Source organism: Herbiconiux sp. UC225_62, from assembly GCF_042694625.1.
Lineage (GTDB): Bacteria > Actinomycetota > Actinomycetes > Actinomycetales > Microbacteriaceae > Herbiconiux.
The window spans coordinates 3,276,614-3,289,322 of sequence record NZ_CP170551.1; the positions used below are offsets into that span (position 1 = coordinate 3,276,614).

At 69.5% G+C, this 12,709-nt stretch carries 13 protein-coding genes and 1 pseudogene; 8 read left to right on the forward strand and 6 right to left on the reverse strand.

Annotated features, from left to right (window positions below):
* Positions 1 to 26 precede the first annotated feature (26 nt).
* The 3 genes from coaD to ACFJGU_RS16070 are packed head-to-tail and all read left to right on the forward strand — an operon-like array spanning position 27 to position 2,561.
* Entirely contained in the window at positions 27 to 518 is a 492-nt protein-coding gene (coaD, locus tag ACFJGU_RS16060; protein WP_382304643.1) for a pantetheine-phosphate adenylyltransferase, read from the forward strand.
* Between the two features lie 16 nt (positions 519 to 534).
* The gene (locus tag ACFJGU_RS16065; RefSeq protein WP_382304645.1) at positions 535 to 1,536 is read left to right on the forward strand and encodes a TIGR03557 family F420-dependent LLM class oxidoreductase; all 1,002 of its coding nucleotides are present in this window, start codon (positions 535 to 537) and stop codon (positions 1,534 to 1,536) included.
* Entirely contained in the window at positions 1,533 to 2,561 is a 1,029-nt protein-coding gene (locus ACFJGU_RS16070; RefSeq protein ID WP_382304646.1) for a coenzyme F420-0:L-glutamate ligase, read from the forward strand. Before ACFJGU_RS16065 ends, ACFJGU_RS16070 begins: the two co-directional genes overlap by 4 nt.
* Positions 2,562 to 2,574: 13 nt before the next feature.
* Here the strand turns inward: ACFJGU_RS16070 and ACFJGU_RS16075 are convergent, their stop codons facing one another.
* Positions 2,575 to 3,180, reverse strand: a complete 606-nt coding sequence (locus ACFJGU_RS16075; protein WP_382304648.1) for a dihydrofolate reductase family protein — start codon at positions 3,178 to 3,180, stop codon at positions 2,575 to 2,577.
* Between the two features lie 71 nt (positions 3,181 to 3,251).
* On the opposite strand from ACFJGU_RS16075, the gene ACFJGU_RS16080 reads away from it, so the two are divergent.
* Positions 3,252 to 3,857 (forward strand): TetR/AcrR family transcriptional regulator, encoded by a 606-nt coding sequence (locus ACFJGU_RS16080; protein WP_382304650.1) that lies wholly within the window; start codon positions 3,252 to 3,254, stop codon positions 3,855 to 3,857.
* Positions 3,858 to 3,872: 15 nt separating this feature from the next.
* Here ACFJGU_RS16080 and ACFJGU_RS16085 read toward each other — a convergent pair whose 3' ends face one another.
* The 4 genes from ACFJGU_RS16085 to ACFJGU_RS16100 form a co-directional block, all read right to left on the reverse strand.
* On the reverse strand, positions 3,873 to 4,721 hold the full coding sequence (locus ACFJGU_RS16085) for a YidC/Oxa1 family membrane protein insertase (protein WP_382304651.1): 849 nt from the start codon (positions 4,719 to 4,721) through the stop codon (positions 3,873 to 3,875).
* Positions 4,722 to 4,881: 160 nt separating this feature from the next.
* Positions 4,882 to 5,268 (reverse strand): DUF6412 domain-containing protein, encoded by a 387-nt coding sequence (locus tag ACFJGU_RS16090; RefSeq protein ID WP_382304653.1) that lies wholly within the window; start codon positions 5,266 to 5,268, stop codon positions 4,882 to 4,884.
* 158 nt (positions 5,269 to 5,426) lie between these two features.
* On the reverse strand, positions 5,427 to 6,074 hold the full coding sequence (locus ACFJGU_RS16095; protein WP_382304655.1) for a hypothetical protein: 648 nt from the start codon (positions 6,072 to 6,074) through the stop codon (positions 5,427 to 5,429).
* A 111-nt stretch (positions 6,075 to 6,185) separates the two neighbouring features.
* Positions 6,186 to 6,611, reverse strand: coding sequence for a DapH/DapD/GlmU-related protein (locus tag ACFJGU_RS16100; protein WP_382304657.1), 426 nt, complete (start codon positions 6,609 to 6,611; stop codon positions 6,186 to 6,188).
* A gap of 99 nt (positions 6,612 to 6,710) precedes the next feature.
* Between ACFJGU_RS16100 and cofC the strand changes: the two genes are divergently transcribed.
* Positions 6,711 to 7,355, forward strand: a complete 645-nt coding sequence (gene cofC, locus ACFJGU_RS16105; protein WP_382304659.1) for a 2-phospho-L-lactate guanylyltransferase — start codon at positions 6,711 to 6,713, stop codon at positions 7,353 to 7,355.
* A 15-nt stretch (positions 7,356 to 7,370) separates the two neighbouring features.
* On the opposite strand, the gene ACFJGU_RS16110 is transcribed toward cofC, so the two are convergent.
* Entirely contained in the window at positions 7,371 to 8,336 is a 966-nt protein-coding gene (locus tag ACFJGU_RS16110) for a sugar-binding transcriptional regulator (protein ID WP_382304661.1), read from the reverse strand.
* A gap of 88 nt (positions 8,337 to 8,424) precedes the next feature.
* On the opposite strand from ACFJGU_RS16110, the pseudogene ACFJGU_RS16115 reads away from it, so the two are divergent.
* The 3 genes and pseudogenes from ACFJGU_RS16115 (at position 8,425) to glpK (ending at position 12,626) form a co-directional block, all read left to right on the forward strand.
* Positions 8,425 to 10,231: pseudogene (locus ACFJGU_RS16115) on the forward strand (glycerol-3-phosphate dehydrogenase/oxidase).
* A 39-nt stretch (positions 10,232 to 10,270) separates the two neighbouring features.
* Entirely contained in the window at positions 10,271 to 11,038 is a 768-nt protein-coding gene (locus tag ACFJGU_RS16120) for an MIP/aquaporin family protein (RefSeq protein ID WP_382304663.1), read from the forward strand.
* Positions 11,039 to 11,105: 67 nt separating this feature from the next.
* The gene (gene glpK / locus ACFJGU_RS16125; RefSeq protein WP_382304665.1) at positions 11,106 to 12,626 is read left to right on the forward strand and encodes a glycerol kinase GlpK; all 1,521 of its coding nucleotides are present in this window, start codon (positions 11,106 to 11,108) and stop codon (positions 12,624 to 12,626) included.
* The last annotated feature ends 83 nt before the right edge of the window (positions 12,627 to 12,709 follow it).

The window sequence follows — 12,709 nt, forward strand, 5'->3', positions numbered from 1 at the left end:
ATATGCCGCGTTGATAGCCTGGGAGCATGAGCAGTGTTGCCGTGGTCCCCGGTTCTTTCGACCCCATCACGCTGGGTCACATCGACGTGATCGAGCGCGCCGCGACGCTGTTCGACGAGTTGCACGTGGTGGTGGTGCACAACCCCGACAAGCACGCCCTCATCCCGATCGCCCACCGCGTGGCGCTGATCGAGAAGGCGCTCGAGGAGCGGGGGCTCACGAACGGCAACATCATCATCAACTCCTGGAGCGTCGGCCTGCTCGTCGACTACTGCACGGATGTCGGTGCCTCGGCGATCGTGAAGGGCATCCGCTCGCAGGTGGATGTCGCGTACGAGACGCCGATGGCGATCGTGAACCGCAATCTCGCGGGAGTCGAGACCATCTTCCTGCTGCCCGACCCCGCCCACGCCCACGTCTCGAGTTCGCTGGTGCGCCAGGTGTCGGCGCTCGGCGGCGACGTGGCGCCGTACGTGCCGTCGGCCGTGGCGGAGTTCTTGAAGCACACCGCCGACTGATGGCAGAGGTCTGCTGATGGCTCAGGTCAAGGTCGGCTACGCCGCCATGCTGGAGCAGTTCGCCCCCAGCGAGGCGGTGGCGCTCTCGGTCTACGCCGAGGAGCACGGGTTCGACGGCGTCATGGCGGCCGACCACTTCCAGCCGTGGGTGCCGCGCCAGGGGCAGTCGTCGTTCGTGTGGAACGTGCTGACCGCGGTCGGGGAGCGCACGCGGGGTGACTTCGGGCCGGGGGTCACGGCGCCGAGCTTCCGCTGGCATCCGGCCATGGTGGCGCAGGCCTCGGCCACGCTCGGGGCGATGTACCCGGGCCGGCACTGGCTCGGGCTCGGGTCGGGCGAGGCGCTCAACGAGCACATCGTCGGCGGGTACTGGCCCGAGGCGCCGGAGCGGATCAACCGCATGTTCGAGGCGGTCGACGTAATCAACAAGTTGTTCACGGCGTCGCTGGCCGGCAAGGACGTCAAGCATTCGGGCACGTTCTTCAAGCTGGAGTCGACCCGGTTGTGGACGATGCCGGAGCAGGCGCCGCCCATCCTCATCGCCACCGCCGGCCCGGTGACGGCCAAGCGCGCCGGTCGCACGGTCGACGGACTGATCACCGTGGGGGCACCGCTGGAGAAGATCTCGGGTCTGTTCGCCAAGTTCGACGAGGGTGCGCGCGAGGCGGGCAAAGACCCGTCGACGATGCCGCGAGTGCTGCAGCTGCATCTCTCCTGGGCTCCCACCGACGAAGAGGCGATGGAGAACGCTCTGCGGGAGTGGCCGAACGGCGGCATGCGGTTTCCGAAGGCCGACATCCGGAGCCCGTTCGAGTTCGAGCAGATGGCGAAGATGGTGCGGCCGGAGGATTTCGAGGGCCGTCTCGTGATCTCGAGCGATCCGGATGCGCACCGCGCCCACATCCAGAGATTCGCCGACCTGGGGTTCGACGCCATCTACCTGCACAACGTCGGGCGCAACCAGCGCGAGTGGATCGACGTGTTCGGCCGCGACGTCCTGCCGAAGCTGCACCGATGATCGGTCTCACCGTCACGCCCCTCGGCGGCCTCCCCGAGATCGAGGAGGGCGCCGACCTGGTGGCGCTCGTGGGCGACGCGCTGGTCGCGGCCGGGTTGCATCCACAGCACGGCGACATCCTCGTCGTCACGAGCAAGATCATGTCGAAAGCCGAGGGGCGTCGCATCGCCGCGGCCGACCGCGAAGACGCCATCACCACCGAGACCGTGCGGGTGGTGGCGACCCGGGTATATCCGGGCGGCGTGACCCGCATCGTCGAGAACCGGCAGGGCATCGTGCAGGCCGCGGCCGGCGTCGATTCGAGCAACACCCCGTCGGGCACCGTGCTGCTGCTGCCGGTCGACCCGGATGCGTCGGCTCGCGCTCTGGCGGCCGGGCTGCGTGCGCGCTTCGGCGTGCTGCTCGGGGTCATCGTGTCGGACACGCTGGGGCGCGCCTGGCGCGAGGGCCAGGTCGACCTGGCGATCGGCGCCGCCGGTGTGACCGTGCTCGACGACCTGCGCGGCAGCCACGACTCCTTCGGGCACGAGCTGCACGTCACCCAGGCGGCCGTGGCCGATGAGTTGGCGTCGGCGGCCGACCTCGTGAAGGGCAAGGCGAGCGGGATGCCGGTGGCCGTCGTGCGCGGGTACGGTCACGCGGTCGTCGAGTCGCTCGACACGCCCGCGCGAGCGCTGAGCCGCACGGGGGAGAAGGACATGTTTCGCCTCGGCACCGACGAGGCGATCGCGCTCGGCCGCGCGGAGGGACTGGCGGCGGGTCTGGCCGAGGGACGCGCGGCGGCACTCGCCGAGCTCGGTGCGGCGGCGCCTACCGCCGCGGCGCCCCCGGACGGGGAGACGGCGCTCGCCGAGGCGCGCGAGGCCGCCTATGCCGAGGGTCGTCGCGCCGGCCTGACGGAGGGCTGGGAGGCCGGGTACGCCGACGGCCGCGCGGCCGGCCTCGTCGACGGCGGTCGGGCCGGTTACGCCGACGGCTACGAGCGCGGCCTCGCCGAGGGCTGGGCGCGCGGTCTCGACTGCTGAGTTCTCGCTCTGGTCACGGGACGCGCGCGAATTCGCTGATCATGACCCCGGAGGCGTAGCTCGTGCTCACCGTCGGAGAGAAGCGAGCCGGCCAGGCGGTGGGCGGGTAGCCGTCGGCGAGCGGCGGCGGCGCGAAGAGCGGGATGCCGTCACCGAGCGCGAGAGGGTTGATCTTCAGCACCAATGTGTCGATCTCGCTCTGCAGCGCCGTGGCGAGCTGCCCGCCTCCGCAAAGCCAGATGTCGCAACCATCACGCCGCTTCAGCTCCCGCACCACCGCGACCGGGTCGTCGTCGGTCACCCTGACGGCCGGATCGGTGTCGTCGTCGCCGGTGTGCGAGCGCGAGAACACCACGGTGTCCAGGTGCGGATACGGGTCGGTCAGGCCGAGGGGCAATCCGACGGCATAGGTGTTCCAGCCCATCAGCACCGTGCTGAACCCCGAGCGGTCGGCATGCAGCCCCATCGCTGTGAGGGCCGGCCCGGGAAGGGTGTCGCGGTAGTCGCGCAGGATGGCCTCCATGTGCTCGCCCTCCGCGTCGAACATCGAGAAGTCGCCGTCGCGGCCGGCGATGAAGCCGTCGAGGGTGACGGCGACGTAGTAGACGAGCTTGCGCATCCGGATCTCCAATCACAACAGATGTCGTGGTTAGAGTACTATGCCTGTAGTGGATGCGCTAGGGTGTCGTCATGGTCAGGAATCCCGGGCGGCGCTCGGCGCTCGCCGATGCGGGCATCGCCGTACTGGCCCGTGAGGGGTCACGCGGTCTCACCCACCGCGCCGTCGACACCGAGGCCGGTGTGCCGGCGGGGACCACGTCGAACTACTTCCGAACGAGGAGCGCTCTGGTCGAGGCGCTCGTGGCTCGCATCGGGGAACGGCTCGCCCCCGCTCCCGAGCGGCTCGCAGAGCTGGGCTCCCGCGAGCCGGGCCGTCGCCTGTTCGCGGAGCACCTGCGCTACATCGTCGAGCGGCTCGACACCGATCGTTCGGTGACCCTCGCTCTGCTCGAGCTGCGGCTCGAATCAGCTCGACGACCCGAGATCACGGACGTGCTCGGCCGCTGGCAGGCCGAGGCCTTCGCCGCCGACGTCGCCTACAACGCGGCGGCCGGCCTTCCGGGCGGCCCGAGCGAGATCGCCCTGTTCCACTACGCGATCGACGGGCTGATGCTCGACCGCCTCACCACGCCGATCGATCCGCACACGAGCACCGACGAGGTGATCGCTGCGCTCGTCGAGGCTGTTTTCGGCCCTGAGCGGGGTGAACCGGTCGACTCGACCGGGCCCCGCTGAGCGCAACGACGCCCCTCACACGATGACTCGGCGGAGGATCTCGCGTTCGCCGAACGTCCACGCCGTCGTGACGAGCAGGTAGAGGCTCGCCGCCAGCGGCACGAACGCCGCGAACACCACGGTGATGAGCGGCAGCCAGCTCAGGATGCGCGCGGCCGAACCCCCGGGAGCGAACGCGGCCAGAGCGCCGCTCGCCGCATCGCCGCCGCCGGCCAACGCGGGCGCGAGTGCGCCGCCCGTGGTCTTCGCGCTCGGTCTCGCGCCCGCGCCGGCGGTGCCGCCCGCGCCGACGGCCTGCGCGGCGAGGGCGGTCTGCATGGTCTGCCGCCGCGACAGCAGGGCGATGCCGGCGATGAGGGTCAGGACGACCGCGCTCACCAGCACGCCGATCGGGTCGGTGCCGCTCGTCAGCGCCGTCACGAAGCTCGTGCCGAGCGGCGCGCCCGCGAGCGTATGGCCGAGCAGCGCGTTCTCGTGTCCGTTGATCGTGGGCAAGAGGAACAAGCCGTAGATGAGCGACAGCACGGGCGCCTGCAGAAGCAACGGCAGGCATCCCGCCAGCGGCGACGCGTTCTCGGCGGCGTAGAGCGCCATCGTCTCGCGTTGCAGCCGCTCGGGATTGCCCGAATGACGGCGCCGCAGCTCGGCGAGACGCGGGGCGAGCCGCCGCCTCATGCGCTGGGCGCGTGCCTGAGAGATGCCGACCGGAATCAGCACGACGCGCACGAGGATCGTGATGAGCACGATCGCGAGGGCCGCCGCGTTCTCCCCGGCGAGGGGAACGAGGGCGGCCGAGAGGAACAGGACGACGGAATACGCTCCGTCGAGCGCGGCCGCCACGGGGCCGAAGGCATAGATGTTCATGAGGCTCCCAACGAGCAGAAAATGGCGATGACTGGGGTCGTCTGGTCGCCGAGGAGCGCGTTCGTGAGAACGCGGCATCCGGATGCTCGAACTCGCTGCAGCCCGTCGCGGCGCGCACGCAGGGTGCGTCGCCGTCGAAGGGCGGAGGGGGAGTGGGCTCCTAGGCGGCCGTGGGGCGGCGGCCGGGAGCGCGGGGTCGGGGTCGGCCAGGAGCGTCGGGTCGGCTCTGCGTGATGGTGGCGGGGAGGTCGACGCGTTCCGCGGGCGCGCGGGCAACGGATGCGCCGGCGAGGGCCACGAGGGTCGCGACCAGCATGCGGAGGGTCGCCGAGGCGGCCAGTGCGGCAGCGGTCGCAGCCGTCACGAGCGCGACGGCGGCGAGGAGGCCGGCGCCGGCTCCCGCTCCGGCCGCGCCGGACCCGGCCGCGGCCGACGCGTTCGCGCCGACGAGGTCGGCGACGAGCAGCCACGCGAGACCGACGCCCAGCGCCACGGCCAGCGCGCGCCAGGCGGCCGAGCCGCCCGCACGCATCCGCTCAACCGTCATGCAGCGAGGATACCGCGCCGCCGTACCCGCCCGCTGCGACCTTGGGTGCTGGTGCCGCCGCCCAACGTGACCCCGGGTGCCGCCGCCGGCGGCCGCCGCGAGGTGCGCATGACCGCGCGGGGACGCGGATGCGTGTGCCGACTCGGCCGCGCGGGAGGCTACTCGGCTCGCTCGCCGACCGGGGTCGCGAGGGCTCGCGAGAACAGGGCCGGCTCGGAGCGGGTGAGGCGCGAGACGACGAGCGTGCGCGGGTTGAGGCGTTCGGCGAAGAAGCCGGCGTAGGGCAGTTGCACGATGTCGGTGAGCCCGGTCTCCCACGCGGCGATCAGCGCGGGCAGGGAACGGCGTTCGGGAGTCTCGTCCAGCGTCGTGACACGCTCCGCACCGGAGAGCTCGCGTCGCCAGGTGCCGAGCGCCTCGCTGTCGATGCCGCGGTGCCAGAACTCTGACGGTGTGCTGGACACGGCCTGCGCCAGCTCGGCGTCATCGAGCGTGGCGAGCATCCGTGCGGTCTCGGCATCAGGGCCGGGGATGCCCACGCTCTCCGCATCGAAGGGTGCCCAGGCCCGCGCCCAGTCCTTCCGCCAGAGGGCCGCCATCTCGCCCGAGCCCTGCCGCGGCCCGGAGGCCAGCCGCGAACTCGCGCCCACCGACGGAACCACGTCGAGCGCCGGCACCTCGCGGATCGCAAGCTGCCACACCTCGCGGGCGAACAGCAGTTCGATCAGCCCGAACGGGGAGGTCTCGATGTGCAGCACCATGTCGCGCGGCCACGGGTTTCCCGGCATCGGCTCGTCTGAACGCATGGGCGGCAGCTTAACCGCAGCCGCCCCACCCCCGCTCGACGATCGCGCGTGTCACGGCGAAATCGAGGGAGCTGGGGCGGGGCGGAGGCGACGTCAGGTGTATCGGAGGGGCTAAGCCGCTTTCGCGTAGTCCGTGTCGGCCGACGGCTGCGCGCCCACGCGCCCGAGGCGCGCACCCGGCGCGATGGTCGAGTCGCTGTCGACCTTCGTTTCGTCGGCCACGACCGCGTTCGCGCCGATCTTCGTGTGGCTGCCGATCTTCGAACGGCGGCCGATGCGGGCGTTCTCGCCCACATGGACGTTCGCCCCGATGAAGACGCCGGCGCCGATGACGGCACCGCGCTCGATCCAGCTGCCCGACCCGAGCCAGGCCTTCTGGCCGACCTGGGCACCGGTCTCGACGTAGGTGGTGGGGTCGACGTAGGCCGAGGCATCCACTTCGGCGCCCACGGCGACGTATCCCTTGCCGTTGGGGTGGCGGCGATACCGCGAAACGACTCCGCGTTCGCCCTCGATCTCTAGGAATGTTCTGCTCACGTTGTGTACAACCAACAATGCGTCTGCATCATTCCTCATAAGGGACCGATCGTTCTGTCTCGTGCGTGAGCCCCGCCGAGGTGGGGGATAATCGACTCAGTGAGCGCGAACCGACCGACCTGGGCCGTGGTGGTGCCCGTCAAGGGAACAGCGGCGGGCAAGACCCGGATGGCCCCCGGCCTCGATCCCCGGCAGCGCATGCTGCTGGTCGAGGCGTTCGCGCTCGACGCCGTGTCGGCGCTCACCGCCTCGGCCCTGGTCGACCGGGTGATCGTGGTGACGGATGCCGCGGCCGAGCTCTCGGGGTCGTTGCGGTCACTCGGCGCCGAGATCGTGCCCGACCCGGGCGCCGGTCTCAATGCGGCGGTCGCCGCCGGCATCGAAGCGGCCCGCGCCTCAGTCGTTCCCGGCCAGGCCGAATCCGCCATCGCCGCGCTGCTCGGCGACCTGCCGTGCCTGGTCACCCCTGACGTCGACGACGCCCTCGAACGCGCCTCCGGGCATCCGCTCGCTGTCGTGCCCGACGCCGAGGGCACCGGAACGACGCTCATCACGGCCCTGCCCGGCGCCGACCTCGTGCCGCGCTTCGGTGCCGGCTCTGCCGCCCGTCATCGCGACGCGGGCCATGCGGTGCTCGACATCCCCGCCGATTCGACCCTGCGCCTCGACGTCGACACCGAGGCAGACCTCGCCGCCGCCCTCGCCCTCGGCGTCGGCCCCCACACCCGCCGCGCCTGGAGCTGAACGGAGCAGCGCGCGCTACGCCTCGAGCAGCGAGTGGGCCGTGGCCTCGTCGACGATGAGATCGGTCATGACCCCCGCCGCCAGCGCTCCGCGCAACGCCGGGAGTTTCGACCGCCCCGAGACCACGCACACCCGGCGCGACACCTTCGACAGCAGCGACAGCGACGGCCCGGAGGAGCGCGCGTTCATCGGGATGTCGTCGCTCGATCCGTCTGCCCGGTAGAACACGGTCGCCACGTCGCCCACGACGTCGGAGTGGGTGAGCTGCTCGAAATCGGCGTCGTCGAGATATCCGCCCACGTACACGTGCGAGGGAACGTCGGCGAAGGCCGAGCCGAGGCCGAACAGGGCGATGTCCATGCGCTTCTGGATCTCGAGCACGCGCCGGATGCTGCGCTCGCGCCACAGCACCTCCTTCGTGCGCGGATCGTCGAAGAACGCCGGAACCGGGAACTGCTGCACGTAGGCGCCGAACGCCCGGCCGAACCGGCTCATGATCTCGCTCGCGTAGCCGATGCCGGTGGTCTGCGCGTTCGACGCCCCGTTCAGCTGCACGATCTGCGAGTTGTGGGTGACCTTCTCCTGAAGGTGCCGGGAGACCGCCGAGAGGGTCGAGCCCCAGGCGATGCCCATGGTCATGTTCGAGTCGAAGAAGGGGCCGAGAATCCGTGCAGCACTCAGGGCGACGCGCTCGAGGCGGTCGATCTCGTTCGTCGAATCGGGCACCGGCACCACGTGCGCCGTGACCGAGTAGAGGTCGCGGATGCGCTCCTGCACCGACGAGATGCGGTCGGCCGGCGAGTGCACCTGGATCTCGACGAGCCCGATCTCGCGCGCGAATCCCAGCAATCGCGAGACCGACGAACGGGAGGTGTGCAGCTCGCTGGCTATGGCCTCCATGGTCAAGTCCTGCATGTAATAGAGGTGGGCGGCACGCAGTGCGTCACGCACCTTGTCGCTGCCGAGGCCGTCGTTCGCCATGCTCCGTCGCATCCCTTCCGAGCCGTCTGCACATATGTGCATCGAGCTTGATCATATGTGAAAAGAGTCGTAGAACTGTAGCCGTCGCATGGATTGCCAGTCGCAACCCTCACGAGAGCACGAAGGCGAGTACACAGTGAGCACCCATCAGTCCGACATCCGACAGAACGTCGCCGCGATCCGCTCGAACCCGAAAGCGCAGGTTCTGATCATCGGCGGCGGCATCAACGGAATCGGCACGTTCCGAGACCTCGCGCTGCAGGGCGTGGAGGTCATCCTGGTCGAACGCGGCGACTACGCGTCCGGCGCCTCCAGCGCGTCGAGCCACATGATCCACGGTGGCGTGCGCTATCTCGAGAACGGCGAGTTCCGGCTCGTGCGCGAGAGCGTGCAGGAGCGCAACCGTCTGCTGCGGCTCGCTCCGCACTACGTGAAGCCGCTGCCCACCACCATCCCGATCTTCTCGACCTTCTCGGGCATCCTCTCGGCGCCGCTGCGCTTCCTCACCCACAAGCAGGGCAAGCCGAAGGAGCGCGGTGCCCTGCTCATCAAGGTGGGCCTCATGGGCTACGACTCCTTCTCGCGCGACGGCGGCAACGTTCCGCGCCACAAGTTCGTGGGGCGCAAGAAGTCGCTCGCCAAGCTCCCCAAGCTCCGCCCCGACGTGAAGTACACGGCCACCTACTACGACGCCGCGGTCGAGAACCCCCGAGCGTCTCGCGCTCGACCTGGTTCAGGATGCGCTGGTGACCGGTCCGCACGCCCGCACCGCCAACTACGTGGAGGCCATCGGCTCGAACGGCGACGCCGTGGTGCTGCGCGACCTGCTGAGCGGAGAGACCTTCGAGGTCGCCGCCGACGTGGTGATCAACACCACCGGCCCGTGGACCGACCTCACGAACAAGGCGCTCGGCGAGCCGACCCACTTCATGGGCGGCACCAAGGGCTCGCACATCGTGCTCGACAACCATGAGCTGTTCGACGCGTGCGCCGGCGGCGAGGTGTTCTTCGAGAACGACGACGGACGCATCGTGCTCATCTACCCGCTCAACGGGCGGGTGCTCGTCGGCACCACCGACCTCGAAGCCGACCCGGCCGAGCCGAGCGTCGCCACCGAGGAGGAGGTCGACTACTTCTTCGGGCTGGTGAAGCACGTGTTCCCGACCATCCACGTCGACCGCCCGCAGATCGTCTACCGGTACGCCGGCATCCGCCCGCTGCCCGGTCACGGCGACACCGCGCCCGGCTTCGTGTCGCGCGACTACCGCATCGAGCAGAGCTCGTTCGCGGGGTCGTCGACGGTGAAGCAGCTGAGCCTCGTGGGCGGCAAGTGGACGACGTTCCGCGCCCTCTCCGAGCACCTCGCGAACGACACCCTCGCCCTGCTCGGGCGTCAGCGCACCGTGAGCACCACGGATCTCGCGATCGGTGGCGGCGTCGGCTACCCGCACACCCCCGCCGCGGTGGCGAACTGGGTGAAGGCGCACGGAGCCGACCTCGGTGAGGAGCGCGCACGCATCCTGCTCGCCCGCTACGGCACCAAGGCGGCCGCGGTGATCGACTACATCGTGAGCCATTCGGATTCCACCGTGGGCGCCGGCACCGACACCCCCCTCGCGACGCTGCCCGGGTACAGCACGGCCGAGATCGGCTACCTGATGACCGAGGAGCACGCGGTGCACCTCAGCGACCTGGTGCTGCGCCGCAGCATCATCGCCTTCGTCGGAGCGCTCGACCAGCGCGCCTTCGACGAGCTGAGCACCATCGCGGCCGAGGCGGCGGGTTGGTCGCCCGAGCGCCTGGCCGACGAGCGCGCTCAGGCGGTAGAGAACCTCCGCTTCTTCCACGGAATCGTGCTGGAAGCGGCGAACACGACGGCGGCTGTCGTCAACTGAGTCGGGCGGCGTCGCTGCCGCCCCTGAAGGAAGGTCAATGTGGACAATCTCGGTATCGACTTCGTGTCGGAGCTGGTGGGCACAGCCCTGCTGGTGCTGCTCGGCTGTGGTGTGGTCGCCAACGTAGCGCTCGTGCGCACGAAGGGCTTCAACGGCGGATTCCTGATGGTGAACATCGGCTGGGGCCTCGCGGTCTTCTCCGGTGTCATCGTCTCGTACGCATCCGGAGCACACCTCAACCCGGCGGTCACCCTCGGTCTGGTCGCGAACGGTGCGAAGACCTTCGGAGGCCCGAACACCCTCGTCGACGTCAACTTCGTCAGCGTCATCGCCTACATCGGAGCGCAGCTGATCGGCGCCATCATCGGTGCGGTGTTCGTGTGGCTGGCCTACAAGCAGCACTTCGACGCCGAACCGGATGCCGCGAACAAGTTGGGTGTGTTCTCCACCGGTCCGGCTCTGCGCAGCTACGGCTGGAACCTGGTGACCGAGATCATCGGCACCTTCGTGCTGGTGTTCGTGGTGATCGGCTTCGGCCGCAACGGCGACGGCGGCGGACTCGCGGCCCTCGGCGCACTGCCCGTGGCGCTGCTGGTGATCGCGATCGGCGCCTCGCTCGGTGGCCCGACCGGCTACGCGATCAACCCGGCTCGTGACCTCGGGCCGCGCCTCGCACACGCCTTCCTGCCGATCAAGGGCAAGGGCACCTCGGACTGGTCGTACTCCTGGGTTCCGGTCGTCGGACCCATCATCGGCGGCCTGCTGGCCGGGTGGCTCGCCATCCCGCTGCTGCCGATTCTGACCTGATCTTAGAACAAGGCTGACAAGCGCTCCCGTTTCCGCAAGAATCCAATCAATAACAAAGGAGTTAGACGTGTCCGAACAGAAATACGTCCTGGCCATCGATCAGGGCACCACCAGTTCCCGAGCCATCATCTTCGACCACGCCGGCACCATCGTGTCGACGGGGCAGAAGGAGCACGAGCAGATCTTCCCGAAGGCGGGCTGGGTCGAGCACAACCCGATCGAGATCTGGGACAACGTGCGCGAGGTCATCGGTCAGGCCCTCTCGAAGGCCGACCTGACGCGCCACGACATCGCGGCGGTGGGCATCACCAACCAGCGCGAGACCGCGGTGGTGTGGAACAAGAACACCGGGCAGCCGGTCTACAACGCCATCGTCTGGCAGGACACCCGCACCCAGGACATCGTCGACCGCCTGGCGGCCGACGGCGGCGTGGAGCGTTTCAAGCAGATCGTGGGCCTGCCGCTCGCGACCTACTTCTCAGGCACGAAGATCGTCTGGATCCTCGAGAACGTCGACGGCGCTCGTGAGGCGGCGGAGGCCGGAGACCTGCTCTTCGGCACCACCGACAGCTGGGTGCTCTGGAACCTCACCGGTGGTACCGACGGCGGCGTGCACGCCACCGACGTCACCAACGCCTCGCGCACCCTGTTCATGGATCTCGAGACGCTCGAGTGGCGCGACGACATCCTCGAGGTGTTCGGCGTGCCGAAGTCGATGCTCCCCGAGATCAAGTCCTCCTCCGAGGTCTACGGCACCGTCGAGTCGTCGAACCTGCTGCGCGAAGTGCCCGTCGCGGGTATCCTGGGCGACCAGCAGGCGGCGACCTTCGGCCAGGCGGCGTTCGACGCCGGTGAGTCGAAGAACACCTACGGCACCGGTAACTTCTTGATCTTCAACACCGACACCGAGATCGTGCACTCGAAGAACGGGCTCCTCACCACCCTCGGCTACAAGCTGGGCGACCAGCCGGCGCACTACGCGCTCGAGGGTTCGATCGCGGTGACCGGCTCGCTCATCCAGTGGCTGCGCGACAACCTCGGCATCATCTCCTCGGCCCCCGAGGTGGAGGAGCTGGCCAAGACGGTCGAGGACAACGGTGGCGCATACTTCGTGCCGGCGTTCTCGGGCCTGTTCGCGCCGTACTGGCGATCGGATGCCCGTGGTGCGCTGGTGGGCCTCACCCGTTACGTGAACAAGGGCCACATCGCCCGCGCCGCCCTCGAGGCGACCGCGTTCCAGACCCGCGAGGTGCTGGATGCGGTCAACGCCGACTCGGGCGTCGACCTCACGGAGCTGAAGGTCGACGGCGGCATGATCGCGAACAACACGCTCATGCAGTTCCAGGCCGACATCCTCGGCGTGCCCGTGGTGCGCCCGGTCGTCGCCGAGACGACCGCCCTCGGTGCGGCTTACGCCGCCGGTCTCGCGGTGGGCTTCTGGGCCAACCTCGACGAGCTGCGCGCCAACTGGCAGGAGGACTCGCGTTGGACCCCGCAGATGGACGACGCCGAGCGCGACCGCCAGCTGCGCAACTGGAAGAAGGCCGTCACGAAGACCTTCGACTGGGTCGACGCCGACGTGAACTAGTCCCGCCCAGCGGTACCTGACACCGGATCCGTCACTTTCGGCCCTTCCCTCTCTGGAGAAGGGCCGAAAGTGACGGATCTCTC

What these genes read in the sequence shown, in the direction of transcription:
- ACFJGU_RS16090 (WP_382304653.1), bottom strand. Translation starts at nt 5,268, where the DNA reads ATGACGGTTGAGCGGATGCGTGCGGGCGGCTCGGCCGCCTGGCGCGCG.
- ACFJGU_RS16095 (WP_382304655.1), bottom strand. Translation starts at nt 6,074, where the DNA reads ATGCGTTCAGACGAGCCGATGCCGGGAAACCCGTGGCCGCGCGACATG.
- ACFJGU_RS16110 (WP_382304661.1), bottom strand. Translation starts at nt 8,336, where the DNA reads ATGGCGAACGACGGCCTCGGCAGCGACAAGGTGCGTGACGCACTGCGT.
- coaD (WP_382304643.1), top strand. Translation starts at nt 27, where the DNA reads ATGAGCAGTGTTGCCGTGGTCCCCGGTTCTTTCGACCCCATCACGCTG.
- ACFJGU_RS16075 (WP_382304648.1), bottom strand. Translation starts at nt 3,180, where the DNA reads ATGCGCAAGCTCGTCTACTACGTCGCCGTCACCCTCGACGGCTTCATC.
- ACFJGU_RS16065 (WP_382304645.1), top strand. Translation starts at nt 535, where the DNA reads ATGGCTCAGGTCAAGGTCGGCTACGCCGCCATGCTGGAGCAGTTCGCC.
- ACFJGU_RS16085 (WP_382304651.1), bottom strand. Translation starts at nt 4,721, where the DNA reads ATGAACATCTATGCCTTCGGCCCCGTGGCGGCCGCGCTCGACGGAGCG.
- ACFJGU_RS16080 (WP_382304650.1), top strand. Translation starts at nt 3,252, where the DNA reads ATGGTCAGGAATCCCGGGCGGCGCTCGGCGCTCGCCGATGCGGGCATC.
- ACFJGU_RS16070 (WP_382304646.1), top strand. Translation starts at nt 1,533, where the DNA reads ATGATCGGTCTCACCGTCACGCCCCTCGGCGGCCTCCCCGAGATCGAG.